This is a genomic window from Lactiplantibacillus daowaiensis (assembly GCF_005405085.1).
GTDB classification, from domain to species: domain Bacteria; phylum Bacillota; class Bacilli; order Lactobacillales; family Lactobacillaceae; genus Lactiplantibacillus; species Lactiplantibacillus daowaiensis.
This window is the reverse complement of the sequence record NZ_BJDJ01000024.1, coordinates 18,464-42,665: the sequence shown is the minus strand read 5'-3', so window position 1 is coordinate 42,665 and position 24,202 is coordinate 18,464. Positions and strand designations below refer to the sequence as shown.

General features: G+C 43.4%; 29 protein-coding genes and 1 pseudogene. 2 read left to right on the top strand and 28 right to left on the bottom strand.

The window, feature by feature from the left end; all coding sequences use genetic code 11:
* Positions 1 to 360 precede the first annotated feature (360 nt).
* The 3 genes from FFM75_RS12555 to FFM75_RS12545 all read right to left on the bottom strand — a co-directional run bounded on the left by FFM75_RS12555 (position 361) and on the right by FFM75_RS12545 (position 1,856).
* Positions 361 to 744, bottom strand: coding sequence for a hypothetical protein (locus FFM75_RS12555; RefSeq protein ID WP_137629508.1), 384 nt, complete (start codon positions 742 to 744; stop codon positions 361 to 363).
* Positions 745 to 1,146: a CvfD/Ygs/GSP13 family RNA-binding post-transcriptional regulator gene (locus FFM75_RS12550; protein ID WP_137629507.1), complete on the bottom strand. Its 402-nt coding sequence runs from the start codon at positions 1,144 to 1,146 to the stop codon at positions 745 to 747.
* Positions 1,147 to 1,271: 125 nt separating this feature from the next.
* The gene (locus tag FFM75_RS12545; protein ID WP_137629506.1) at positions 1,272 to 1,856 is read right to left on the bottom strand and encodes a peptidylprolyl isomerase; all 585 of its coding nucleotides are present in this window, start codon (positions 1,854 to 1,856) and stop codon (positions 1,272 to 1,274) included.
* Positions 1,857 to 2,032: 176 nt separating this feature from the next.
* On the opposite strand from FFM75_RS12545, the gene FFM75_RS12540 reads away from it, so the two are divergent.
* A complete protein-coding gene (locus tag FFM75_RS12540; protein WP_137629505.1) occupies positions 2,033 to 2,692 on the top strand; it encodes a VTT domain-containing protein in 660 nt (219 codons plus the stop codon).
* Positions 2,693 to 2,738: 46 nt separating this feature from the next.
* On the opposite strand, the gene FFM75_RS12535 is transcribed toward FFM75_RS12540, so the two are convergent.
* The 21 genes from FFM75_RS12535 to ccpA form a co-directional block, all read right to left on the bottom strand.
* Complete coding sequence (locus FFM75_RS12535; RefSeq protein ID WP_137629504.1) at positions 2,739 to 3,377, bottom strand: TIGR01906 family membrane protein; 639 nt, start codon at positions 3,375 to 3,377, stop codon at positions 2,739 to 2,741.
* Positions 3,361 to 4,152, bottom strand: coding sequence for a TIGR01457 family HAD-type hydrolase (locus FFM75_RS12530; protein WP_137629503.1), 792 nt, complete (start codon positions 4,150 to 4,152; stop codon positions 3,361 to 3,363). Before FFM75_RS12530 ends, FFM75_RS12535 begins: the two co-directional genes overlap by 17 nt.
* A gap of 15 nt (positions 4,153 to 4,167) precedes the next feature.
* Positions 4,168 to 4,803 (bottom strand): YutD family protein, encoded by a 636-nt coding sequence (locus FFM75_RS12525; protein ID WP_137629502.1) that lies wholly within the window; start codon positions 4,801 to 4,803, stop codon positions 4,168 to 4,170.
* Between the two features lie 15 nt (positions 4,804 to 4,818).
* Complete coding sequence (locus tag FFM75_RS12520; protein WP_137629501.1) at positions 4,819 to 6,207, bottom strand: bifunctional metallophosphatase/5'-nucleotidase; 1,389 nt, start codon at positions 6,205 to 6,207, stop codon at positions 4,819 to 4,821.
* A gap of 68 nt (positions 6,208 to 6,275) precedes the next feature.
* Entirely contained in the window at positions 6,276 to 6,884 is a 609-nt protein-coding gene (locus tag FFM75_RS12515) for a metallophosphoesterase (protein ID WP_137629500.1), read from the bottom strand.
* A gap of 121 nt (positions 6,885 to 7,005) precedes the next feature.
* Positions 7,006 to 8,385: an amino acid permease gene (locus FFM75_RS12510; RefSeq protein ID WP_137629510.1), complete on the bottom strand. Its 1,380-nt coding sequence runs from the start codon at positions 8,383 to 8,385 to the stop codon at positions 7,006 to 7,008.
* Between the two features lie 295 nt (positions 8,386 to 8,680).
* Positions 8,681 to 9,880 (bottom strand): acetate/propionate family kinase, encoded by a 1,200-nt coding sequence (locus tag FFM75_RS12505; protein ID WP_137629499.1) that lies wholly within the window; start codon positions 9,878 to 9,880, stop codon positions 8,681 to 8,683.
* Between the two features lie 12 nt (positions 9,881 to 9,892).
* Positions 9,893 to 10,903: a class I SAM-dependent methyltransferase gene (locus FFM75_RS12500; RefSeq protein ID WP_137629509.1), complete on the bottom strand. Its 1,011-nt coding sequence runs from the start codon at positions 10,901 to 10,903 to the stop codon at positions 9,893 to 9,895.
* A 56-nt stretch (positions 10,904 to 10,959) separates the two neighbouring features.
* Positions 10,960 to 11,220 carry a hypothetical protein gene (locus FFM75_RS12495; RefSeq protein ID WP_137629498.1) on the bottom strand — a complete coding sequence of 87 codons (261 nt, stop codon included), beginning with the start codon at positions 11,218 to 11,220 and terminating at the stop codon, positions 10,960 to 10,962.
* Positions 11,217 to 11,636, bottom strand: coding sequence for a type II secretion system protein (locus FFM75_RS12490; RefSeq protein WP_171001507.1), 420 nt, complete (start codon positions 11,634 to 11,636; stop codon positions 11,217 to 11,219). Before FFM75_RS12490 ends, FFM75_RS12495 begins: the two co-directional genes overlap by 4 nt.
* Positions 11,626 to 11,817 (bottom strand): histidine kinase, encoded by a 192-nt coding sequence (locus tag FFM75_RS12485; protein WP_137629496.1) that lies wholly within the window; start codon positions 11,815 to 11,817, stop codon positions 11,626 to 11,628. Before FFM75_RS12485 ends, FFM75_RS12490 begins: the two co-directional genes overlap by 11 nt.
* A gap of 13 nt (positions 11,818 to 11,830) precedes the next feature.
* Positions 11,831 to 12,313: a type II secretion system protein gene (locus tag FFM75_RS12480; protein WP_171001506.1), complete on the bottom strand. Its 483-nt coding sequence runs from the start codon at positions 12,311 to 12,313 to the stop codon at positions 11,831 to 11,833.
* The gene (gene comGC, locus FFM75_RS12475) at positions 12,294 to 12,653 is read right to left on the bottom strand and encodes a competence type IV pilus major pilin ComGC (protein ID WP_137629494.1); all 360 of its coding nucleotides are present in this window, start codon (positions 12,651 to 12,653) and stop codon (positions 12,294 to 12,296) included. Before comGC ends, FFM75_RS12480 begins: the two co-directional genes overlap by 20 nt.
* Entirely contained in the window at positions 12,650 to 13,699 is a 1,050-nt protein-coding gene (locus FFM75_RS12470; RefSeq protein ID WP_223876679.1) for a type II secretion system F family protein, read from the bottom strand. The genes comGC and FFM75_RS12470 overlap by 4 nt, the downstream gene beginning before the upstream one ends.
* Positions 13,641 to 14,612, bottom strand: a complete 972-nt coding sequence (gene comGA, locus FFM75_RS12465) for a competence type IV pilus ATPase ComGA (protein ID WP_137629493.1) — start codon at positions 14,610 to 14,612, stop codon at positions 13,641 to 13,643. Before comGA ends, FFM75_RS12470 begins: the two co-directional genes overlap by 59 nt.
* 122 nt (positions 14,613 to 14,734) lie before the next feature.
* A complete protein-coding gene (gene rbsK / locus FFM75_RS12460) occupies positions 14,735 to 15,655 on the bottom strand; it encodes a ribokinase (RefSeq protein ID WP_137629492.1) in 921 nt (306 codons plus the stop codon).
* Between the two features lie 164 nt (positions 15,656 to 15,819).
* Positions 15,820 to 16,548, bottom strand: a complete 729-nt coding sequence (locus FFM75_RS12455) for a YebC/PmpR family DNA-binding transcriptional regulator (protein WP_137629491.1) — start codon at positions 16,546 to 16,548, stop codon at positions 15,820 to 15,822.
* A 211-nt stretch (positions 16,549 to 16,759) separates the two neighbouring features.
* Entirely contained in the window at positions 16,760 to 17,212 is a 453-nt protein-coding gene (locus FFM75_RS12450; protein ID WP_137629490.1) for a hypothetical protein, read from the bottom strand.
* Between the two features lie 16 nt (positions 17,213 to 17,228).
* Positions 17,229 to 17,549, bottom strand: coding sequence for a DsrE family protein (locus tag FFM75_RS12445; RefSeq protein WP_137629489.1), 321 nt, complete (start codon positions 17,547 to 17,549; stop codon positions 17,229 to 17,231).
* Entirely contained in the window at positions 17,542 to 18,414 is an 873-nt protein-coding gene (locus tag FFM75_RS12440; RefSeq protein WP_137629488.1) for a TIM barrel protein, read from the bottom strand. The genes FFM75_RS12445 and FFM75_RS12440 overlap by 8 nt, the downstream gene beginning before the upstream one ends.
* A gap of 217 nt (positions 18,415 to 18,631) precedes the next feature.
* On the bottom strand, positions 18,632 to 19,642 hold the full coding sequence (gene ccpA, locus FFM75_RS12435; protein ID WP_137629487.1) for a catabolite control protein A: 1,011 nt from the start codon (positions 19,640 to 19,642) through the stop codon (positions 18,632 to 18,634).
* Between the two features lie 262 nt (positions 19,643 to 19,904).
* Between ccpA and FFM75_RS12430 the strand changes: the two genes are divergently transcribed.
* Positions 19,905 to 21,011, top strand: a complete 1,107-nt coding sequence (locus FFM75_RS12430) for a M24 family metallopeptidase (RefSeq protein WP_137629486.1) — start codon at positions 19,905 to 19,907, stop codon at positions 21,009 to 21,011.
* A 60-nt stretch (positions 21,012 to 21,071) separates the two neighbouring features.
* On the opposite strand, the gene FFM75_RS12425 is transcribed toward FFM75_RS12430, so the two are convergent.
* The 4 genes and pseudogenes from FFM75_RS12425 to FFM75_RS12410 form a co-directional block, all read right to left on the bottom strand.
* Positions 21,072 to 22,493 carry a serine hydrolase gene (locus FFM75_RS12425; RefSeq protein WP_171001505.1) on the bottom strand — a complete coding sequence of 474 codons (1,422 nt, stop codon included), beginning with the start codon at positions 22,491 to 22,493 and terminating at the stop codon, positions 21,072 to 21,074.
* Between the two features lie 189 nt (positions 22,494 to 22,682).
* Positions 22,683 to 22,991: pseudogene (locus FFM75_RS12420) on the bottom strand (aldo/keto reductase).
* A gap of 103 nt (positions 22,992 to 23,094) precedes the next feature.
* Complete coding sequence (locus FFM75_RS12415) at positions 23,095 to 23,625, bottom strand: YtxH domain-containing protein (protein ID WP_137629484.1); 531 nt, start codon at positions 23,623 to 23,625, stop codon at positions 23,095 to 23,097.
* A 3-nt stretch (positions 23,626 to 23,628) separates the two neighbouring features.
* Complete coding sequence (locus tag FFM75_RS12410) at positions 23,629 to 24,051, bottom strand: DUF948 domain-containing protein (protein WP_137629483.1); 423 nt, start codon at positions 24,049 to 24,051, stop codon at positions 23,629 to 23,631.
* Between the last annotated feature and the right edge of the window lie 151 nt (positions 24,052 to 24,202).

Below are 24,202 nucleotides of genomic sequence, written 5' to 3'. Positions count from 1 at the left end.
ATTAAATTAGTAGACCCTACACATTTGATTCGTCGAAACTTTGTTCAGTTTTCAAAGGTCTAAATCGTTGGTTGATTGCCTCAACACAACTTAATCATCTTATCAAGTAATCAACATCTTGTCAACAACTTTTTAAAATATCTTTTTCATCAAGTCGTGCGTCGTATTTGCTCAACGCAACGTTTATTAGAATAACAAATCAATTTCAAGCTGTCAACTCTTTTTTCGAAGAAGTTGAATATTTATACAGCTGACTTCGTCATCCTAATATGTTGGTTAGTCACTGTGGTTAAGCTGTTTAGCAGCACCTCTCGCAGCGACAAGTAATATCTTACCAAGGATTAGTATGCAGGTCAAGGGTTATTTCGATAAATTTTCAAACATTGGTGTTGTATTAACATGGACCCGTTCAAAAAGCTGATGTAACTGGCTTGCTGGCACAAATGCCAACCCTGCCTTTTGACATAGTTCGCGTACACTATCATCAACCGCCATGTGATTGAATACAAATAACGACACCTTTTCTTGATCAACTTCTGCAATCACTGAGTCAAATAGTCGCAACTGTTCAACATCTAACCCCACTTGTCGTCGTAACTTATCTAATACTGTTGCTAATGGCGTGTGCCCAGCTAGTACAGGAAAACTATCAAAGTTATACTGCCCACTGTCTGCTGGCTTTACTAAAAAGCTGGCGCCAGTATCGTCGACGACCATAATAGTTCCGGCAACTTGTTTCTTCATCTAATGGCCCCCTTCTTGCAATCGACTAAGCGAATCATTGATCCAACCATCCATGTGATTGGCAATCGGATCAAATCCAGCATGAACATGCCGATTAGTCCAAAAGTGTTTATGCCGAAATGTTTTATAGATTTCTAAATCATTGGTTGTATGATGTGGTGCATGTTCGACACACCGTAATGACAAGCTAATCTTACCGGTATATTCGTCAATATCTAATACAACCACATCAACAGCTTGGCCAACTTGCAAATAGTCAGCAATACTCTTGACATAACCTTCATGGCACTCCGAAATATGAATCAAGCCTTGGTGATCAGCATCTAAAGTCACAAAGGCACCATAAGGTTGAATACCCGTGACCCGTCCATGGACTTGCATCCCAATACGATAATTACTCATGGTAACGTCCCTTCTTAAAAATAATAGTATTCGATAATTCTTTAATCCTAAATATTATAACCTGGATTGATAAGATTTCAAAACGTAAAAAAGCAGCTGCCGACTTGGCAACTGCTTGCGTAAAACTAATCTTCAATACTAATTGTTTCAATTACGACGTCTTTAACTGGTTTGTCTTGCATGCCGGTCTTGACTTTAGCAATCGTATCCACAATATCCATCCCATCACTAACAGCACCAAAAACAGTATGGCGGAAATCTAACCACGGCGTCCCACCTTCACCATATGCCGTAACAATTTCTTCAGGATAGCCAGCTTGGCGCATTTGGTCAGCCATGCCATCTTGTAAATGTTGGTTTTGAACAATAAAGAATTGACTACCATTCGTATTTGGACCAGCGTTAGCCATTGACAACGCCCCACGGATGTTGAAGACTTCTTTAGAGAATTCATCTTCGAATTGATTACCCCAAAGACTTTCGCCACCCATGCCAGTGCCGGTTGGATCGCCACCTTGAATCATAAAATCAGGAATAATTCGATGGAAGATAATACCATCGTAATAGCCCTTCTTTGCCAAACCGACAAAGTTTTCAACACTCTTTGGTGCTTGTTCTGGGAACAATTGAACGTTAATATCACCATAGTTTGTTTTAATCGTTGCTTTAGGTCCCTTTACTTGGGATAAATCTACTTGTGGGTAAGCCACGCGATCACCTTTTTCTTCATAGAATATCTCGATAATACAAGAGAATTTGGCAAAATACTAGTAAAATCCACCTATTCTTAAGGTTTCAGTTGCGATTTAGTGTGTATCATAGTATTCATAAGCATTATCTGGTATGCTGTATCAGTCAAAAAGTTAATATATAGTTGGAGGTTATTATGAGTTTTTTAGTTGATTTCGTGCTTCACATTGATCAACACTTAGTTACGATCGTTAATAGCTTTGGCATCTGGACGTACTTTATCTTGTTTGCCATTATCTTCGTGGAAACCGGGGCCGTAATTCTCCCCTTCTTACCTGGGGATTCACTACTCTTTGCGGCGTGTGCCTTAGCAGCCAATCCGAGTTACGGCTTACACATCTGGTCATTTGTCATTTTATTTCTAGTGGCAGCCCTTGCCGGTGACTCATTAAACTTCCTAATTGGTCACTCCTTAGGAGAAGCCTTAACTCGAACATCCTGGTTCGGGCGACTGATTAATCAAAAACAACTTGCTAAATCTGAAAAGTTCTTCGAAAAACATGGTGGTATTACGGTCACAATCGCCCGCTTTATGCCGATTATTCGGACTTTTGTGCCATTTGTGGCTGCTAGCAGTCGCATGGAATACCGACAATTCATTCGCTACAATGTCATCGGCTGTATTTTATGGGTCGTCCTTTGCTGCGGTGGCGGTTATTACTTTGGTAACATTCCATTCGTCAAAGAACACTTCTCAATGGTCGTTATTGGCATCATCTTAGTATCATTGATTCCAGCCGTCTTCTCAGCAGTTAAAGCGCGCTTCAGTCATCCGGCCGAAGAAGAAGAAAATTAACGCCATGTAAAAAAGCTCGCCATCGTTAATGATGACGAGCTTTTTTCTATAATGATTTCAATGCGCGCTTACCGATCATCAAGTAAGTCGCAAAAATCCATTCTAAAACTAGAATCGCTAACACAAAACATTGCAAGAAAAAGGTATCTGGTAACACGATAATAATCCGATCATACAGCGGGTCAAACAACCAATCGTCATTACGGAATAGTAGCTCATGGAAATAAATGAAAAATTGATCAAAATTAACCGCCATTACAGCCGCAATGATTGGGGGCACCCACAGCGCCGTTTGCATCGGCAATACAAAACGCCATAACTGCTGTTGCCGTTTTAGTCGTCGCCAAAAGTAGTACGTGGTGATACTCGTTAGGATAAAAACCGCATAATCTAGCATAAATAATCCCTTAACGTCGGCAAAATGAATCAATGCACTCGTCGAATCCGTGAAATCAGTCATTTTAAGTTTGCCGACCCAGGGGAAGTTCAAGTAAGCAAGCAATTGCAAGTAATTGGTCATTAAACGGCCGGTAGCGAGGTTTACTAAGGACCCGAGGTGTTGCAAGTGGGCATTCACCCAATACAGCCAGACTGCGTTAATCGTCACGATAATCGTGCCACTAAGCGCCCACAAGTATAGTCCTAGCCACAATAACCAGTCGCGTCCCTTATTTAGCCACGCCATCGTCTAAGTCCCATTCATCTAATGAATTGACTTCATTTGTTGGTTTAACCGCTTGTTTGGCCACTAATTCTGGCGTTGAAACCCCGGTATACACTAACAGTGAATCCATTTCAAAGTTAATTGCCGCTGAGATATCAGTCATATAGTTATCGCCAACCATGACACAGTCTTGTTTGTCTAAACCAATACGGTCGATAGCCTTTTGCATAATGATTGTCTCTGGTTTCCCAACGTACGTGGCTTTTTGTTGTGTGGCCCGTTCAACCATCGCAATAACCGAGCCAGCCCCTGGCACTAAGCCTCGTTCATTAGGTAAATTGGTATCAGCATTGGTTCCGATAAATTTGGCACCACGCTTAATGGCTAATGTTGCCAATTCAAACTTGTGGTAAGTGGCATCATAATCTAAGCCGACAATCACAAATCGAGGGGTCTTTTCATTAAAAGTAAAGCCCTTTTCAAGCATTGCGCCCTTTAACCCTAGTTCACCAATCACATACATCGTCTTTTCACCGTCACCGGCTAAGTCATTAACATAATCAGCGGTGGCTAGTGCGGCCGTATACACATTAGCAGGACTAACATGAATGTCATGGTTAGTCGCCAAATTTTCAGCCACATCTTCTGGTGACTTCGTCGTGTTGTTGGTCACTAGTAAAAAGTCGGTATTGCTGGCTTGAAGCCGTTCAATAAAGCGTTTAGCTGCCGGAATGCGTTCGCTCCCCTTGTAAACTGTCCCATCTAAATCAATTAAATAACCCTTATACTTACTCAAGTGTCAAATTCCTCTCTACTTCTGTCGAATTGTAAAATGCCGTTTACCGTTATTTTGCTTAGTCGTTCGTGCCTGATTACCACTACTTGCTTTAACGTTAGCCGGCTTTTGCTGCTTTTCGGTAAATGGTGCGGCTTTGTGCTTGGTCGTAAATGCCTTATGGTTAGACTTACGCCGCTGTTTGCTCCGGCTACTACTCCGATTACTACGGCCCCGTGATTGCTTATCACGTTTATTGTTCGTACTGCGGCGGTCATCTTTACGACTATGACTCGTCCGCTTAGGTTTGATGACGCGTTCATTTTTTAAAATAAAGTACGCGCAGCCAAAGTTACAATATTCGTATAAATAATCTTGGACGGCACCAATTGTTTGGGCACGTTGGGCGTCCTTAACATCATCACGATAAAAGCCTTTCAACCGAAGTTGTTCAAAGCCCCAATCACCAACGATGTAATCGTACTTATTCAATATCGGGCTAAAACGTTCAACAAACTTGTCCAAGTCAAAGCCATCGCGATATTCAAAGGCGATTTCAAAGGGGTGTTTGTTGACTTCAATATGGTTGCGGTCGAGGCGGACACCCTGATACAGGTTTTGTCGCCGTTCGGCTTGTTGTTCAGCCAATTCATTAATATGATCGCGGTTCAAACTGCCCCCTCCTTTCTAATTATCCAGCGGCCACTGGGTAGCTAAGTAGTCACCCACGACCGTCCGTAAAAATGCTTTAAATAAGATTTCCGTCTGTCCACCAATCGTTAACGTTGGGAAGAACGGAATAAATAAATGATGATCTAGTAACGCAATCTGATAGTGCTGCTGATAGTCCACTGGTTGGCCTAACACATCCAATGTATGGGTATGATGATGCCATTTCAAGCCTTGATACTGAATATAACCAAAGACTTGGCCACGAAAACCCATCCCGTGAATTTGATACTTGTTTAAAAATGGTCGGGCCAGTTCCATCTCATAGACTAAACGCCATAGCTCTTGACCGCTAAGCGTCACCCGAATCACATGCATCGCATGGGGCAACATCGTATGCAGGTCATTTAAGTTCACCGGGCCAGCGGGCAAATCCCGCATAAACAGGCCACCATTTAGCATGCCTAAGTCAGTTCCCGCATAACTAGTGATTGCTTGTAATCCGAGAGCCGTTAATTCACTACGATGATGCCAATGAGGTTTTAATTGACGTGGTGATTTGGCAATCACTTGTTGTGACAATAAGTGTTCACCATCCGCCTGCCATTGTGCAATCTCAGTTGCATCGGTCGGCATAACTGGTAACGAAGCCGTTGCGACCGTTTGCGCTTGACTCGCAATCACATGATGTTCAGCATTAATCGTCAAACTAATCTTCCCAACATACTCACCAAATTTTCCGGCCGCCGCAACTAACACGCCGTGGTCATTTTCACCATTGACTAGTAAATGATGCGTATGACTCCCAATAATGACATCAATCGCTGGATAATGCTTGGCTAACCAACGATCAACGTTAATTCCTAAGTGTGACATAATCACCAAGACATCGTATTGACCAGCATACTGTTGTAACAGTTGTGGTAATCGTGCTTTAACTGTCGCTGGGGTCCAACCATTTAACGGATAGGTCAAGATAAATGGTGCTGTAAAAGCGAATAATAAAATCCGAGTGCCAGTTGACGTCGTGATAATTTTAGCTGGCAATGCCCAGTCTGGTTGGTCCCCTGACTGCGTATCGACTAGATTATCTAACACAACATCAAAATTGGCCGCTTGATAGAGGCGGTCGAGTTCTTGATGCGTTAAGCCTAAGCCTTCATTGTTACCAATCGTCGCGGCATCATAACCAATTTGATTCAATAATTGCACATTAGCTTGCCCGCGAGTTGCCTCCGATAACGGATGAGCGCGGTCGACGGCATCGCCTAAATCCAGTGTCAACACTGAATGTCCAGCGGCCTGTTGCGTCGCTTGTTGTGTCAGTAAATACCGCCGAATACGTGGCCAATGTTCAAAATGCGAATGTAGATCATTCGTATGTAAAATCGTCACCTGTTCACTCATGCTGGTCGCCCCTCAATAATTATCTCCGTTAATCCTAAAGCATTCCATGAGACCGGTCAAGCACCGCTCTACTGACGCTTAGCAAAATCAATCGCTTTGCCTGCAACCATTTGCTCGATTTCAGCTAATGAGAACGGTGCCCCGAATGGCACTTGATGATCCAAATAGTCCGTCTCAGGGGTATCCACCCCAACATTGATATTTTCTTTAATATTAACCGCATAATGATGGATATGCCCATGTAAGTTAATAATTTGCTTCACAATCCCCATCATCATCGGATAATGCGTCATATAATACTGACGATGGTCATACTTGATCAAAACACCTACGTCGTGAAACTCAAACTTAGGCTGTCCATTTAATTGTGGATCATGTGCAGCCAAATATTTAAAGAAAGCCCGTGAGTCATGATTCCCTTTGATAAAGATAATTTTACCATGTAACTGCGTCAAAATCGCTAACACCCGTTCATAAGACACTTTGGCTGGTCGCGTAAAATACAGGGCCACATCACCCAAATGATAAACGGTATCTTGATCAGTCACCCGTGCATTCCAATGGTCAATAATCGTTTGATTCATGGTTGCCACGTCTGGAAATGGGCGCGGCGCAAAGTCATTCATCCCGAGTAAGTCTGCATGATAAAAATGGGTATCGGAAGTAAAATATTGCATAATCGTCCCTCGTTTTAAGAAATTTAACGTCACGATTAATTGTACCGCTTAACCTGACAAATAACAGCACCGCGGCTCTAACGAAAAAAGTCGACTACCAAGTTGGTAGTCGACTTACTGATTAACGTGCCCGATGCATCCGGTCATCAATCACTTTAATACTATATAAGATGATCAACCAAATAACCGAAGCAATCAAGGCAATCAAGGTTTCTGTCTTAAAGCATAAGACGATGGCGATAAAGCCTAAGAAAAGCAAGATCAAATAATCTGACAATGGGAAAAACGGCATCCGGAAACGTTTCGATGTATCCTTACCAATCTTACGCCGATAAGCCAAATGTGTGAGGACGATGGCGCCCCAAATAAAGATGAAACACGTTGTCGACACACTAGCAATTAGCGAAAAGACTTTCCCTGGCATCACGAAGTTTAACAACACCGCTAAACCAATAATCACTGCTGAAAAGTTCAACGCATTGCGTGGTACTTGACTTGGTGACAATTTGCCCATTGATTTGGCAAACTTGCCTGACTTACCATATGTCAAAGAAAATAACATACGCCCAGTACTGAAAAGTGCACTGTTACAAGACGATGCGGCCGCGGTCAACACCACGAAATTGATAATGGCTGCAGCGGAGGTAATCCCCAAGTTCGTAAAGACTTGGACAAACGGACTGTGGGCTGCTGAGAAGTACCGCCATGGATACATACACATTAAGAAGAACAATGAACCCACGTAAAACAAAATGATTCGAACGGGAATATTGTCAATCGCTTTAGGAATAACGGTCTTAGGATCTTCGGTTTCTGAGGCCGTCATCCCAACCATCTCAATCCCGATAAAACTAAACAATACCATCTGAAATGACAACACTAACCCTTTAATACCATGGGGCATAAAGCCACCATAACTCACTAAATTTGATAGACTGGCATGGCCGACCGGTGTTTTCACACTGAATACGACCATTCCAATCCCAACAGCAATCAAGGCAATAATTGCCGCAATTTTAATAATCGCAAACCAGAACTCAGTTTCCCCAAAAGCTGAGACGTTAACTGAATTTAACGCTAACAGTAAAATCAAGATAATGAAGCCTGGCACCCATTGTGGCAACTTGGGGAACCAGAACTGCATATATTCACCCGCAGCGGTAATTTCAGCCATCGCAATAGTGACCCAACAAACCCAATACGTCCAACCGGCAACAAAACCGGTCCGGTCACCTAAGTATTGGCGAATAAAATCAATATACGAATGCGTATTTAAGTCCGACAAGAGTAACTCGCCTAACGCTCGCATTAATAAGAAACACATCAATCCAGTAACGAGATACGCAATTAAGATTGATGGTCCTGCTAAGTGGATGGATTGACCGGCCCCTAAGAATAAGCCGGTCCCAATTGTGCCGCCAATCGCAATTAATTGCACATGACGACTTTTCAAGCCCCGTGATAGTTGTTCACCATCGGGCTGTTGACTTTCTTTCATAATATCAGCACTCCCCTTGCAAGTATTATACCGGTGACTTTCACGGCATTCAAAAGGATGCACTGACGGTTTTAGCAAAACTGGTCTATGCCAATAATAGCAAATCAACGTTAAGTTCAAGTAACGTAAGCGTTTTAAAGTGGGGGTTAGCAAGCCTTATTAGATTATTAACGTTTGGTTAATTAACGATTCAATTAACGTGAATCACATGAAGCTAAGACACATTAAGATGAATAGATTTCATGTGAACAACAAAAAAGCGCGCCTAGCAATCACTGCTAAGCCCGCTAAAACGTGGTTACGCCTGGTCAGGATGACCAACCCGCGCAACATCACGTGCAATCATTAATTCTTCATCTGTTGGAATCAAGACGAACCGAGTCGCTGCTTCAGCGGTACTCAGGTCCCGTTCAACCCCACTTACTTGGTTTTTATGTGGATCGATTGCGACCCCAAAGTAACCTAGTCGATCGGCAATCCGTTGACGCATCTTGGCATCTCGTTCGCCAATACCAGCCGTAATGACAATCGCATCGACACCTTGCATCTCAGCAACATAAGCACCGACATACTTCACAATACGATTAACAAAGATATCAATCGCCAATTGGGCTTGTGGATCAGTATCACAGCGCTCCTCAAGTTCTTTCATATCGGCGGAGCCACTAATTCCTAACAAGCCCGACTGCGTATTTAGAATCTTCAACATCTCATCTGGATCTTGAATCTTTAGCTTCTTCATTAAATAGGCAATCAATGATGGATCAACGTCACCAGAACGCGTCGCCATTGTAATCCCAGCTAACGGGGTAAAGCCCATCGAAGTATCCAAACTTTGACCGTTTTGGATTGCGGTGATCGAACTTCCAGCACCTAAATGTAGTGTGATTAACTTCATATCCGCTAGTGGCCGTCCAAGCAACTTGGCAGCACGGCCCGCGACATAACGGTGACTCGTCCCATGAGCCCCAAATTTACGGGCACCGTACTTTTCATAATAGTCATATGGCAATGAATATAAGTAGTTGGTCTTCGGCATACTCGTATGGAACGACGTATCAAAAACCGCCACCGCTGGCACATTGGGTAAAATCTTTTTAAAAGCGCGAATACCCACTGCATTCGCTGGATTATGCAACGGCGCATATTCAGCTAAGGCTTCGATTTGTTTTAAAACATCATCTGTAATCAAAACAGAATCTTTAAACAACTCACCACCAGCCACCACGCGATGGCCGACACCGGTGATTTCATCGTAGCTTTCAATAATATGCAACTTAATTAATTCATCTAAAATAATGTTGACGGCGGTTAAATGATCCGGTACTGCTTCACGTTCACGGTACTTATGATCTAACCCATAACGGATGTGCACCGGTGATTCGTCAAAGCCAATTCGTTCAACCGCACCACTTGCAATCACCGCTTCTTGTGGCATTTCAAATAGCTTGAACTTCAAAGTCGAACTCCCAGCATTAATTGCAATTGTCTTCCCCAATAGACTCACTCCTTAACGGGTAATATTTTGGCCGACCCAAGTATCAATCTGAGCCGTGAACGCTTCAAACGCCCGTGTATCTTCAAAGGATGGAAATTCACCCAACAAAACTTTGCCCGCTTGTTTCGCATGGTCGCCACGCTTTTGCAAGACGACAACTGATTTTTGTGACTTTTCGTCTAAGAACAAGTTGGCTGGTAAGTTAAGTAACCCTTGTAAATAGGCCGCAGAACTCATCCATTGCAAAAGGCCCTGGGCTTCTTGCGATTGGAAAATGTTAGTTGGCACTAAGAAGACACCCCAACCACCAGGTGCTAGTTGATCCATCGCCCGTTCCATCATTAAATGGTGGGTATAAGAATGCCCGTTGGTGGCTTTAGTCTTGAAAGCTTGAACTCGTTCGTCTAATGGGTAATACCCTACAGGTAAATCACCAATGGCAATTGTTGTCTTTGGCATGACCAATGGATCAATTGCGTCTTGATGGAATAGTTCGACTTTAGATTGTTGCATCTCCATGCTCATTGCCGCAATTGCGAGCTGGTTATCATCATTATCGACACCATAACCTTGAATGGCCGTTTGCCGTGTCGGTTGCAATTGATTAATAACTGTCGTCAATAAGTTCCCAGTACCGACCGCAATGTCTAAAATCGACAATTGGTCATCCGGGCCAACAAGCTTGGCTATCAAATAAGCCGTTAATAAACCGATTGAATCAGGCGTCATTTGATGGTTAGGATCAACCCGATCACTGTGGATCGCTTTTAATAACGCTAATTGAATGGCACGCCGAATCGTTTCAGCGTCTAATTGACTAAGATCGACTGTCGCATATAATGCTTGCAGCTTGGCCGCACTAGTCGCGTCTGGTTTACCAGCTTCGATCTGTACGGACTGACTGAGTAAGTTATCGCCGGTTTCAATTAATGCATCGACATATGAAACAGACAATTGTTGCATTAAGATTGTCACTGATTGGTCTAAAACTTTAAATAAAGTTTCAGTTGCTGATTGTGCCAGAATGCTCACCTCTTCAAAAAACTTTAGTACCTGTCAATCTTAACGATTTTCAGAAACTAATTCAAGCGGGAGCCCTGACGATGCGCGGAAACGCTATCTTTACCTCGTGATGAGTTGCTTGATTTCTTTGAATCTTGCCGATGAGACTTTGTGCTTTTTTGCACAGGCATGGCCGCTGGATGTTGATAGTCATAAATCAAAGCGTGATAAACTTGCTGGCGTTGAACGTAATTCAAATAACGATAAGTTTCAAAGGCACTGAAAATTAGGATGAAACTTAGGACCGATAATAAAATCGTGCCACGTCGTTTTTTCATTTGGTAACCGCCTTTTTTGGTAAGAGTAACCTTGACTTAAACCACTGATCTTTTAACGTCTTTACTGATAAATTCAAGTCTTTATCCAGATGATATTCAGCAATGTTATTCATTAACACAATATAACCACCTTGAAGACCAAATAATCTTAAATCGTGCTTTTTACTCACATTAAGGTAGAAGACCTTTCCTTTAGCATAAATATTAGTTACTGACTTTGTCGGTTCAACAACGAATTGATGCTCTGGATTCTCCAGTTCATGCAACATCAAATACCACTCAACTTCTGGAATAGGTTGCTTAGACCGTTTCAAAATACTCGTTTCACCTTGCAGGATCACGCTACCAACGATCAATAACACACTCAATGCCAAAACGACTTCAATCAACGTAAAACCAGGTCGCCTATGCCGCATGTTTACCGACCATTTTAGCTTTGAAAGTATGTTGTTTAAGTTGTTGCTGTTCATAGTGCTGCCTTGCAACTTGGATTTGTCGAATCGCCGCCCTCTCGTGGGTTTGCATAAAGACTTCAAAGCTCCCCCAGAAAACGACCGTCCCGACTAACAAAGTTAACGCGATCGTCGTTTCAGCCATAATAAAACCCGGCTTACTTTTTTGTAACAGTCGTATGATAAGCACCCCATCCCATTAATGTTGTGATTGTAATCGTCTCCTTTTTCAAAGTAGAAACGAAAATAGTCTTACTTGGACGCGGATGACCAGTCGGACTAATCGCGATCCTACCTCTAGTTGCAGTGGTCCTTTTATAATCAATTGTTTTCGGTACTGGTAAGGTTATTCTGATGTCTTCAGACTTATGCCATGGCTTTGCTCTAATAAAAGAGACCTTAGCTGGTTGGTTCCCAGTTGCCTGATCAAACATCACCCACCACGCTTCGTGCTTTGAACTGGCCTGATAAATACTCTGGTGCCATAGCACATTAAATTGTTCCCAAAACATTTTCTCATTGGTAATTTGTTGCTGTCTTGATGGAAATTGATACATACTGATTAATAACATACTACCCAGCAGTACCAAAACAACACTACTTTCTAGCAACGTAAAACCTTTACGCACGTTTTGAGCCAACGACCGCTTTCTCCGGAATCTTAATATCTTGTTTCTTAGCCTTCTCAATTTGTTTCTTGTTCAAATAGCCATCATGTTCCAATTTTTCAAAGGTAATTTGTTCTTTCCAATCACTATTTTTAATGTCATTGTCATTAGCATACATTTCTGCTTGGTTTTCAACTACTTGTGTTAAGGCTTCTTTTTGGCGCTTTCCAGCACTCTCACGCTGATTATTTAAATTAGGCACAATAATTAACATCAACAACGCAATGATCGCCAACACAATCACCATTTCAATCAGCGTAAATCCTTTACGCGGTGCGGCAGTGCGCTTTAACAGTCGTTTCATTTTTATCATTTTACTAATTCCCCCATTGAATGATACATCGGTAACAAAATACTCAGATACGTGCCGACAATCACAATTGCAATAATCATGAACATCAGCGGTTGAATCCAACTAATCAGGCGATTCAAATCGCGGACTAGTCGGTCATACTGCAAAGTAGCAAAATAAATCAATTCTTTACTGAGCTGAGACGTCGGACTCTGCTTACCGACTAAGACTGCCAACTCATTTGGTAATAAACGATCATCACGAATAATTTCAGGCAATGCTTGACCATTCATCAAAGCTTGTTCAACGGCAACCCCTTGTTGTTGAATTAACGACTGCACGTGAAAATGACGACTCACCTCACAAATCGCACGCAAGCCGAGCCCACCTGACAACAGCATGCCGGCATTTAATGCCAAGTAATAGCCACAATAAGTGCGTATTAACGCCCCAACAATCGGCCAACGAACTAAATATTGGTACCGTTCGCGAACTGGTAATCGTTTCAATTGCCCGCCAACTAGCAACCCACCTAGCCCGATAATGGTCGCTAAGCTACCTAAGATCAGTTGCCAAGACATCGATTGCGCAGGGGCCGTCAAAGCTTGGTCAAAGTTAGGTAAAATCGCTGTTTTGACCATTACTAAGGTGCCAACTAGTAAGACCAGTAAAACCATTGGATACTGTAACAACCGACGTATCTGTTGTTGCTGCGTCGCTTTGGTTCGCATGAGCTGACCAGCTTGAATTAACGTCGTCGTTAGTTCACCATGTTCTTCAGCAATTAACAATTGATAGTACAAATCAATCGCCACATAATCTTGTAAAGCCGCCGCTAAACTGGCCCCATTGGCTAAGCTTGTAATCACCGGGGCCAATAATTTAAATTGGCGGCCCTGAACATCGACCACAAACCGCATCGCCGCTTGCAATGAAAAACCGTTATTAATTAGATCCGCTAAAGTTTCAAATAAAAACGCCTGTTGTTTAATCGTGAGTCGCTGGGTCTCATTGGAGACTAGCGGCCACGCGCGCACTAAGGCGGCCCAATAAGCTTTGGGATTCAATTAATTCACTCCATTCTGTCGTCATTAACTGCCCCGTTGGGGTAACCAACTCAGCGGGATCAGTCACGATATCAAATAATGTCGCTTGGCTAGCATCTGTCAACGTCACCAGCCGCTGATAACTGACAGCCGCCAACGCTTGTTGCAACGTCAACGCATCCACGCCTAATTGTTGTAGGCGGGGGCTAACGCCATACACGCCACGGGCATGGATGGTGCTGAGAACTAGATGACCGCTTAGCGCCGCTTGAACGGCAATTTGGGCGGTCTCGGCATCACGAATCTCACCAATAATGAAGATTTCAGGATGATGTCGTAACCCAACTTTTAGTAAATCTGCGTAGGTCATCTGAGCCGTTGGATTAACTTGCAGTTGCAAAAACCGTGGTTCATAAATTTCAACTGGATCTTCAATCGTCATGACCACTTTTTGTCCACCAAATTGCCGTACTAAGTCATACATCGTCGTCGTTTTACCTGATCCCATTGGCCCCGAGAACAAGACTAGTCCACTACCTTGTAAGGCTTGGGCCAATCTAGTCCGCTGTTGTGGGATCAAGTATTGCAATTTAGTCGGATTATCTTGATACAGCAACCGTAACACGAGTGATTCACGTCCTAAAAAGTCGCCCACACTAGAGATACGCACGTTTAACGTTTCAGCTTGCATGTTCAACGTCATCGCCCCTAGTTGCGGTCGGCGATGATCACTAATCGCCATATTACTGCGATACTTAATGTGATTGATCAGCTGCTGACCAATCGTCGTCGAAACAGTTTGTATCGTCGTCAATTGTCCGGCACTTTGCATCATGATTTGATAGTCAGTCGTTGCTGGCAACCAATAAATATCACTTGCCTGCGCCTCAATGGCTGCCTGAATAATCGTTTGTAACTGTTGTTCAACTGTCACGAGTTCCTATTCCCCCCTTTCAACCAGCAGCTCCGCAGCCAACTAAAATTTGGACTAAAAAAGCACCACCTTTAAAAAAATAAATTAAAGGTGGTGCACACATATTCTAAATTAAATTGCGTCTAGGCGCGCTCAGCCGCGATAATTTCAGCCTTAGTTGGAATCGATGGTTGGGCCCCTAATTGTTGTACTGCTAATGATGACGCCCGATTAGCTAGCCGCACTGCTTCAGCTAAATTGCTAAAGTCTGGGTGCAACACAGAACTCAACGCCCCAATAAAGGTGTCACCAGCCGCAGTCGTATCAACCGCGTTTACTTTATAAGCTGGCACAAAGCCATGGTCAGTTTCGCGCATCCAAAAAGCACCCTTACTACCAACCGTAATGATGATGGTGCTAATGCCTTGTGCTTGTAATTTTTCAGCCGCCTTAATCATGGAATGTTCATCTGTAATATGAACACCCGTTAAAGTTTCCGTTTCCGTTTCGTTTGGCACGATTAAATCAGTTAATGCTAATAAATCCGCTGGCACTGCCGCAGTTGCAGGCGCTGGGTTTAAAATCGTCCGTTTGCCAGCAGCATGTGCCAGTTCAAAGCCGTGGGTCGTCGCTGCAATTGGGGTTTCAAATTGCGCAATCAAAAAATCGCTCGCCGCAATCGCGCTTTGTGCTGCGTCAACATCGGCAGCTGTGACTTGTTGATTCGTACCACCATCAATTAAGATCCGGTTTTCACTACTACTATCTAGCAAAATAAATGCTGACCCGGTCGCCGCTTGATCACTATGGGCAACAAACTGGTCATCAACTTGGCTGTCAGTTAATTGCTTTACCATGAAGTCGCCTTCTTGGTCTTGACCAACTTTGCCAATAAATGCCGTCTGGGCACCAGCCCGAGCTGCTGCGATGGCTTGATTGGCACCCTTACCACCACCAGCAATACTTTTACCGGTTAGCGGCAAGGTTTCGCCCGGTTTTGGAAACCGTTTGAACCGCAAAATCGTATCAACATTTAAACTTCCTAATACGGTTACTTTATTCATTCATTATCCGTCCCTTCGCACGATTACTGCCCTAATTTTAGCAAACCCCCGCATCAGACACCAGCTAGAACACGATTTATTAGTAATAATTAACTTAGATAATAAAAAAACGATTACCATCACACCCCAAATGGGCGTCACAGTAATCGTTCATAACCGCTTTATTAGTCTGGGAAGTTAGCAGCTTCGTATACTTCAGATACGTCGTCGTTATCTTCTAATTCTTCAAGCATGTGTTGTAACTTTTCAACCTTGTCAGCTGGAACATCGGTCAAGTTTTCAGGAATCATGGTTAATTCAGCAGTTGCCAAAGTATACCCTTTTTCTTGTAACGCATCCCGAACTTCAGCTAATTGCTTAGGATCAGTATAGATTTCGAATGCTTCGTCGCTAGCTTGTAAATCATCGCCACCAGCATCCAAAACATCCATTAACATCGTATCTTCGTCCGTATCTAAATCTTCACGAGCAATCACGATGTAACCCTTCCGTTCAAACATGTAACTAACCGCACCAGTTGCAGCTAAAGCGCCGCCATGATGCGTGAAGGCTGAACGAACTGCAGCAGCAGTCCGGTTCTTGTTGTCAGTCAATGCGTGAACCAGAACGGCGATACCACCAGGGCCGTAGCCTTCGTAGGTAACTTCTTCGTAGTTTTCCGCACCGGAGCCACTACCTTTATCAACCGCCCGTTTAATATTGTCTTTAGGCATGTTGGCAGCTTTGGCCTTATCCATGATTAAGCGCAAGTTCGCGTTAGAATCTGGATCAGGACCCCCAGCTTTTACAGCCATATAAAGTTCACGAGAGATTTTTTGGAAAATCTTCCCACGTTTAGCATCTTGGGCGTTTTTACGTCCTTGAATGTTATGCCATTTTGAATGTCCTGACATTGTGACTCCTCTTTTCTTTTATTTATTCGATTTATGATTAAACATACGGTTAGTATCTTACCAAATAAACCAGCTAAATTCAAGGTTTGGAACCGGAAACACGATTTAAGCCGCGTCATTTCACCTGGATAGTGTATACAGTACCCGATAATTACGCCATAGGCTTCTTTATGCTGAACGCTATCTTCAAAGACTGTCGATTACAACCTACCTATAATTGAATGACGTGATCTAATACTGACCGGGCTTGAATCTTAGCCTGTAATTGTTGTGGCACGGTTTTGGCTGTATAGCCACCGTTTGCCAAGTAATCGGTCGTTTCCGTTTTTCCCCACAACTCGGCTAATTCATCATGGGCTACAATGACCCAATCACGATCTGGTTGTTTGCTATCCATGGGGAAAGCCATATACAAGTGCTTACCGGCATACTTTTTAGAGACGGTAATTCTTGCTTTTAACTGTACTTTGATCATTTGATTGCCTTCAAAATCAGTCAACAAAAAATCAGCGCCAGCCGAATCATATGCCAATGGGACCATCACTAAACCAAAGTCGATCAAGGCCGCTTGTAACTTAACTTGATTATAGATTTCAGTTTTTTTGTTATCATTTTCGCAAACTAATTCACGTGAGCGCTGTTGAAACTTAATTTGAGCTGTCATTTGACGATCCCTTCATTTACGGTTTCAAATAATTAAACCCTTGTGCTTCTAATTCGACAATCCGCACAACGCCAGCTGGGACGACTTTAACACCAGCCACTAAGTCCGTTGCAACCAGTTGATGACTCATCAAAGCATTGTGACACGCATCGATTTCGACTTGCGGGTTATCAGTGATAAATGTGGCCCAGTCAGCCGAAGTCAAGGTCGTCACTGCTGGACCATTGACAACGATAATCACCTTACTAGTTGGCAATGCCGCCAATAAGTTACGGACGTTGCCCATCGCCATGGCGACTTTGGCAACCTCGTCAATGTGGACCACAACTTTAGGCATCAGCACTACCTCGACTTTCAATTAACTTTGTTTCTAAGCTCCGCAAGTAATGATAGCTTTGCAACATATTGGCACAAGTACTATCAGACTCATCTGGCACTTCATAAATCATACTGGCTGCCGGATTTAACTCGCCTAATACCCGTTGCCAATCAATTAGACCTTCACCTAATGGCAAACTATCATGTTTTTGGCCCAATGAGTCCACCAAATGATAATGTTGAATCAACGGCTTTAGCCGTTTCAACGCTAGCATCGTCAAGTTCATATCACCATGTAAGCCAATGAAGACATGACTTAAATCACAGACTAATGGTAAATGATGTTGGATGATTTGTTCGTCTAATTGTGGGTCGCCATACATAAAACTTGGGGTAATCCCATTTTCAATCATGACATGGCCATTCCCTTGACGCACGATTTCATCTAACCGGGCAAAGACAGTGGCTCGCGCTTCAGCTAACGATGGATATTCCTTTATCAAGCTCGCACTCTCACCGCCGCCATAGCCGCCATGAATCAAAACACGTACATCTAGATCCGTTGCCAGTTGTAACAAGCGATTCGTGGAATCTTGTAGAAAGTCATAAGCTTCGCGTTCACGATTGGGGTCTAATAATTGATCGAGATGCGTGCCATGATAACTCATCGGATGGTGAATCACGATATCGGTCGTGACATTTTCATCAACAAAATTAATCGCACTTTTTAAATGTTTAAACGCATCGGGTTTAAAATCTGCCGCACTTGTAAAAAATTCAAAAGTTGTCGGCCGATACTGCAGCCGATTCATTAATTGACTAGGTTCGGCGGCAGCCTTCAAGCCTAGTTGCACAATGCCGGGGCGTTTTGGTAATGCTGGCATAGAATCATCCTTTCGTGGGTTCTTGGGCGGCGCGTTGGTTTTCTGAAACGTGTTCGGCAAGCCTGGGACTTCCGCTTAGCTACGCTAGCCAACCAGTCGGCAACCCACCGACTAATTGACTAGCTAGGCTAATGCTCAGTCCCACCCCGGCTTACCTCACACTCTACAAAAAAGGCCCAGAACCGAAGTTCTAAGCCTAGTATAACGCTAATTATATTTATTCTGCAGATTTAGTCGACGCCCGCCGAACAATCCCATATGGTAATGTCACGGTCTTTTCGTCTAACTCTTTATCATTCATTAACTTAGTTAACATACGCATCGCTACGGCACCAATATCATATAATGGTTGCGTAATCGAAGTGATTGCGGGCCGCGTAATTTGGGTCACAATCGTATCATTACTAGTAATGACTTCTAAGTCGTCTGGAATACTGATTCCAGATTCAACACTGGCATTGATAATCCCAGCTGCCATTTCGTCGTCACCAACGAATACTGCCGTCGCACCACTATCAGCAATCACCGGTTGTAACTTCGTCCCGGCATCGTATGAATAACCAGCTTCATAAACCAAGCTATCATCATAAGGTAACTTCGCTTTGTTTAAAGCGCGTTTGTAGCCGGCCAACCGGTATTCGGCATTGATTGATTGTGACAATGGTCCTAAGGCAATCGCAATCTTTTCATGGCCGCGTTTGATTAAGGCTGTCACTGCTTCTTCAACTGCTGCAGCATAATCAATGTTGACACTAGGTGTATCACCTTGTGGGTCAACCGTCCCAGCTAAGACAACTGGTGCCTTTGCCCGCTTAAATTCAGCCCGTAATTTATCATCAATATGGTTCCCCATGAAGATGATCCCATCAACTTGCTTAGCCATCAACGTATTTAAAACGTTGACTTCTTGTTCGCCAGCATCGTCGGAATTGGTCAAAATGATGTTATATTTGTACATCATCGCAATATCATCAATCCCACGTGCTAATGAAGCAAAGTAGATGTTCGTCACATCGGGAATAATGACCCCAACAGTCGTTGAGCGCTTACTTGCTAAGCCTCGCGCGACAGCATTTGGTCGATAGTCTAACCGTTCGATAACTGCCAAGACCTTTTTGCGAGTCGCTGGCTTAACGTTAGGATTCCCATTAACGACCCGTGAGACTGTGGCCATTGAAACCGCCGCTTCACGCGCCACGTCATAAATCGTTACTGTTTGTTTTTCCATATGAAATAGCCCTTTCTTACTTGGTATCATTTGTTTTCATTCGTTTTCATGCAACATCAACCAATATAGCAAAATAACGGCTGCGTTGCAACCAATGATGGATATTGAAATCGCTTTCATGAAAATAATACCGTATTTGTTTCAAAAATTCAAGATTTTACACAGCGATAATCGCCTTTTTCAGTGAATTATTCCCAGCTTTTCGCCCCTAACAGCGCTATACTGATAATATATCTAAATATTTTATAAGGAGTGTTTTGCAATGGATTACACCAAACTGCAACAAGTCCGTCAATGGACGGTCGATAATCACGTTGACGTGACTTACGTTAGCGACTTCCACACGATTTCTTACTTAACCGGGTTCGGGAGTGACCCCATCGAACGCACCTTAGCGCTCTTCGTCTTTGCGGACGCGGAACCATTCCTATTCGCTCCCGCGTTGGAAGTTGAAGCCATTAAAGGGACCGGCTGGCCTTATCCGGTTTATGGTTACTTAGACCATGAAGATCCTTATGCGTTGATTGCCCAACACATTAATGACCAATTAACCGATCCTAAGGTTTGGGCCCTTGAAGAAGGTAACTTAACTTTAGATCGTTTCCAAGCGGTTCAAAAACAATTTCCAGCGGCGCACTTTGACAAAAACTTGTCGCCAATGATCCAACAATTACGCTTAGTGAAAACACCTGATGAATTAGAAAAACTAAACGTTGCTGGTAAATGGGCTGACTTCGCCTTTGAACAAGGATTTGCCGCCGTTAAAGCTGGCCGGACTGAACAACAAGTCGCCGCTGAACTCCAGTACGCCCTCATGCAAAAAGGTGTGATGGAAATGAGCTTTGGCACCTTGATTCAAGCTGGTGCCCATGCAGCTGAACCACATGGTGCCACTAACCAAACACAAATCAAACCTAACGAATTGGTCTTGTTTGATTTAGGGGTCATGTGGAAAGGCTATGCTTCTGATGCCTCACGGACGATTGCTTATGGACAACCAACTGACAAACAAAAAGAAATTTATGATGTTTGTCTTGAAGCGCAATTAACAGCCCAAGCCGCTGTTAAGCCCGGGATGGCCGCTGAAGACGTCGATAAGTTAGCCCGCGACGTCATCACTAAGGCCGGTTATGGCGAATACTTCATTCACCGTTTAGGTCATGGCTTAGGTCAAACCGACCACGAATTCCCATCAATCATGGAAGGTAATCACATGCCATTAGTTGAAGGCATGTGCTTCTCCATTGAACCTGGGATTTATATTCCAGGCGTCGCTGGGGTTCGAATTGAAGATTGTGGGGTCGTTACTAAAGCTGGCTTCAAGCCATTCACGCATACGTCAAAAGACTTAAAGATTTTAGATCTCTAAATTTAACTAAAAATAACGCTGTGAGCAATCAATTGATTGCCCGCAGCGTTTTAATTTTAGTTAATATACAATTTTTTGGACTTGCTTCGCAATTTTAGCAATTCGTGGGAACCCAGAAAAGCCGCTTTGGCCGTGACCTTTTGTCATAACAACTAACACATAACGGTGACCATTTGGCATAGTGACAATGGCCGCATCACTATTATGATCATACAAGAACCCCACTTTATCTTGAACGGTCGTGCCAGCCAATGCTTGCGCTGTCCCAGTTGGAATACCACGCCGATAAAGTTGACGTCCCATCAAACTCAAGATATACGCCCGATCTCGTTTATTCGTGAAGGCTTTTTTACCATTCTGCAAATCTAACAAGACTTGCTTCAAACTATTAGCCGTCGTGGACGCATTCCGATTTGCACGGAACACCCCACCATAATACCCTTGTGAAGCCAACCAGCGATTGATATTAGTAGCCCCATAACGATGCAAGATGCTTTCTGGATAATCATTGGCACTATTGACGATCATGCGTTGCATCCCCGCCCGATTAGCCGCCGTCCAGCTAAACCGCTTTTGTTGTTTCAAATGCATCAAATAAGCTGCAATATATAACTTATACGTACTAGCCGACGTTGTCACTTGATTGCCGCGCGCATGGACCGCTAATTTACCATCCGCATACACGGCCGCATTATTGGCTTTAGCCGCTTTACTCCCCGCCTTTGGGGCTAAATTATAAAAGGATACCATGCAAGTACTATCTTTTGTCACGCCAGTTAAATAAGACCGTAACCGTTTTTTGATGGCTTGTTGCTTTTTAGCCACGGCAACATAAGTGCCGCCCTTTAGGTATTTATGCCAGACCCAACCTTTAGTGCCATTGGTACTCTTGACATAAAAATACAGATATTTCGTGCCATGGCGATAATAATAGCGTTGTTTTGTAGCTCGATACGTTTGCTTTTTACTTAGCGACCGGCCATTGCTCAACTGCATCGCCGCACGGGTGCCACTTAATTGATAAACTTTACCAGTTTTGGCTGTGACATAATTTTTGGCCTTTTTCGTCACGGGCGCACCCGTTTGGTAATTGTGCCCGGGCTTAGCGGCTGCTTGATCAAGCCAACCTTCAACCCCATCTTTCGCATTTTTCACTTGGTAATAGCGGGTCGTCGTGCCAGTTGGCATCGTGATATCAGTTTGGCCCGTTACGATCCAAGTTGTTTTAGCATACGCCTTTAATGCCTGACTGGGGGTGATCGTCACTTGTTGTTCAGTCCCCGCTAAGGTCACCAACTGCCCCGTTGTGCCAGTGTAGTATGGCTGTGCTTTGATGGGAACTGTGGCCGTTCGTGTCGTTGGCACTGCTGTTGAGGTGCTTGCATTTGTAACAGTAGCCGCAGTCACCGACAGCGTCCCAATCATGCTAACACCAGCTAAACCAACGATACTCCCCAGTAACACCCGTTGTCTCGTTCGCATATAAATACCCCTTTTCATTAACTAACGCCTCCAAATGGCGGGCTCCTGACCGCCTTACGTTAATTAAAGTTTAGCTGAGTCCCTTAACAAAGTAAACGTTTACTTTCCTAGCCATAAGCGTTTTTTAATACACGTGATTCGATAAAAAAAGACTAGGCTAGCTGGCCTAATCTTCTTGAACTGCTTCAATTATGGCAAATCATTACCGGCTGCAAAATAAACGTCGTACCATTCTTGTTTCGTCAAAACGACATCTACTCCCGCAATACTTTCATTCAAGTGTACTGGATTCATCTAGCCTAGAATAACTTGCATTTGTGCTGGATGACGTAAGATCCAAGCTGTTGCAATGGCATTTTTAGTGACACCATACTTATCAGCCAAAGCTTGCAGCTGATCATCACGTTTGACAAACGGTGTTAAGCCCGCTTTATCGTAATAGCGCAAGGTGTAACTTGAAATCCCAGTTTTCTTAGCAACCGTTCCGATTGAGTACATCATAAATTCATCCCCGATTAAGTTTTCCAAATTTTCATCACTAAAAAACGACTACCCATTGCCTATCACAATGACTAGTCGTTGCTTGTTATTACACTAACACTTACGCTTCTGGTTGATCATCTTCAGCACTATCAGCGGTACTGGTTGCATCGCTAGCTGCACTGGTTTCATCATTATCAGCTTCAGCGGCACTGTCAACGTCAGCATCAGTTTCGCTGTCCGCACTCGTGTCAGTCCCAAAAGCTTCCGCACTATCGATCACGATATCATCATTAACATTATCGTCATCAGCTTCAACTTTAGCTAATTCGGAACGTAAGCTATCGGTTGCTTCATCCAAGCTTGACCCAAAGCTTGCGCCACCTTCATCTTTAGCCGCTTGATATTGATCGGCAAAGTCAGCCACTTTATCTTTGGCAAATTCGAATTGCTTGCCAGCTTCTTCTTTGAAATCTTCAGCCGCATCGTTAGCGTAAAAGGCATAATCAATCGCCCGATCTTTAAAATCGGCTAAGCCTTGTTGTGCTTTTGCTTTTAATTCAGCTTTCTTGTCATCGTCCATCTTCATGGAAACCCGCGCAATTGCGACCCCACCTAAAGCTAATCCAAATAAAAATGCTTTTTTTGACATACGCTAGTCCTCCTCGTCTTCGTTAGTCTTCTTGTTCCGGCGATCCCGGTAGACATCAAACGCAGCTTTACCAACCTTAGTGGCACTGGCAAACCGGTTCTTCTTTTCGTTGTTCTTACCAACCTTGGCAGTTAATTCCCGCGTGGCGGCATTTAAATCCGAAACACTTTGACCTAAATCACCCATCGCTTGGAACGCTGGATCAATTGAGGCAACCTTACCATTGACATCCTTAAGTAGTTCATTGGCATTCGCCATAATTTTTTCAGTTTCGTGTGATAAGGCATCCACGTCATTCGTGATGGAACTTAAACTTCGGTTAACTTCCCCCATCGTTTTCGTCATCCGGACTAAGAAAATCCCGATGAAACAAACTAATAGTAAAAATGCGATGGCGGCAATGATCCCCGCAATATGTGCAATCATCTTAAAATTCCTCCTTCAACTGCCTATAACATTAGAACAAGCATAGCATTGTCTAAAAAATACTGCAATGAAAAAAGTGCTTACATCCCACTGAGATGCCTATTAGGGTCCGTTCAGCTATTGGTTATCGGTAATTCTTCTGCTAAACTAG

Bases quoted from the DNA above. Each gene is read 5' to 3' on its own strand.
- FFM75_RS12520 (WP_137629501.1), bottom strand. From the start codon at position 6,207: ATGAGTGAACAGGTGACGATTTTACATACGAATGATCTACATTCGCAT.
- FFM75_RS12550 (WP_137629507.1), bottom strand. From the start codon at position 1,146: ATGAGTAATTATCGTATTGGGATGCAAGTCCATGGACGGGTCACGGGT.
- FFM75_RS12495 (WP_137629498.1), bottom strand. From the start codon at position 11,220: ATGAAAAAACGACGTGGCACGATTTTATTATCGGTCCTAAGTTTCATC.
- FFM75_RS12555 (WP_137629508.1), bottom strand. From the start codon at position 744: ATGAAGAAACAAGTTGCCGGAACTATTATGGTCGTCGACGATACTGGC.
- FFM75_RS12490 (WP_171001507.1), bottom strand. From the start codon at position 11,636: ATGCGGCATAGGCGACCTGGTTTTACGTTGATTGAAGTCGTTTTGGCA.
- FFM75_RS12450 (WP_137629490.1), bottom strand. From the start codon at position 17,212: ATGACAGCTCAAATTAAGTTTCAACAGCGCTCACGTGAATTAGTTTGC.
- FFM75_RS12425 (WP_171001505.1), bottom strand. From the start codon at position 22,493: ATGCGAACGAGACAACGGGTGTTACTGGGGAGTATCGTTGGTTTAGCT.
- FFM75_RS12540 (WP_137629505.1), top strand. From the start codon at position 2,033: ATGAGTTTTTTAGTTGATTTCGTGCTTCACATTGATCAACACTTAGTT.
- rbsK (WP_137629492.1), bottom strand. From the start codon at position 15,655: ATGAATAAAGTAACCGTATTAGGAAGTTTAAATGTTGATACGATTTTG.
- FFM75_RS12415 (WP_137629484.1), bottom strand. From the start codon at position 23,625: ATGTCAAAAAAAGCATTTTTATTTGGATTAGCTTTAGGTGGGGTCGCA.
- ccpA (WP_137629487.1), bottom strand. From the start codon at position 19,642: ATGGAAAAACAAACAGTAACGATTTATGACGTGGCGCGTGAAGCGGCG.
- FFM75_RS12455 (WP_137629491.1), bottom strand. From the start codon at position 16,548: ATGTCAGGACATTCAAAATGGCATAACATTCAAGGACGTAAAAACGCC.
- FFM75_RS12440 (WP_137629488.1), bottom strand. From the start codon at position 18,414: ATGCCAGCATTACCAAAACGCCCCGGCATTGTGCAACTAGGCTTGAAG.
- comGC (WP_137629494.1), bottom strand. From the start codon at position 12,653: ATGATAAAAATGAAACGACTGTTAAAGCGCACTGCCGCACCGCGTAAA.
- FFM75_RS12410 (WP_137629483.1), bottom strand. From the start codon at position 24,051: ATGATTGCACATATTGCGGGGATCATTGCCGCCATCGCATTTTTACTA.
- FFM75_RS12485 (WP_137629496.1), bottom strand. From the start codon at position 11,817: ATGGCTGAAACGACGATCGCGTTAACTTTGTTAGTCGGGACGGTCGTT.
- FFM75_RS12515 (WP_137629500.1), bottom strand. From the start codon at position 6,884: ATGCAATATTTTACTTCCGATACCCATTTTTATCATGCAGACTTACTC.
- FFM75_RS12445 (WP_137629489.1), bottom strand. From the start codon at position 17,549: ATGCCTAAAGTTGTGGTCCACATTGACGAGGTTGCCAAAGTCGCCATG.
- FFM75_RS12430 (WP_137629486.1), top strand. From the start codon at position 19,905: ATGGATTACACCAAACTGCAACAAGTCCGTCAATGGACGGTCGATAAT.
- FFM75_RS12535 (WP_137629504.1), bottom strand. From the start codon at position 3,377: ATGGCGTGGCTAAATAAGGGACGCGACTGGTTATTGTGGCTAGGACTA.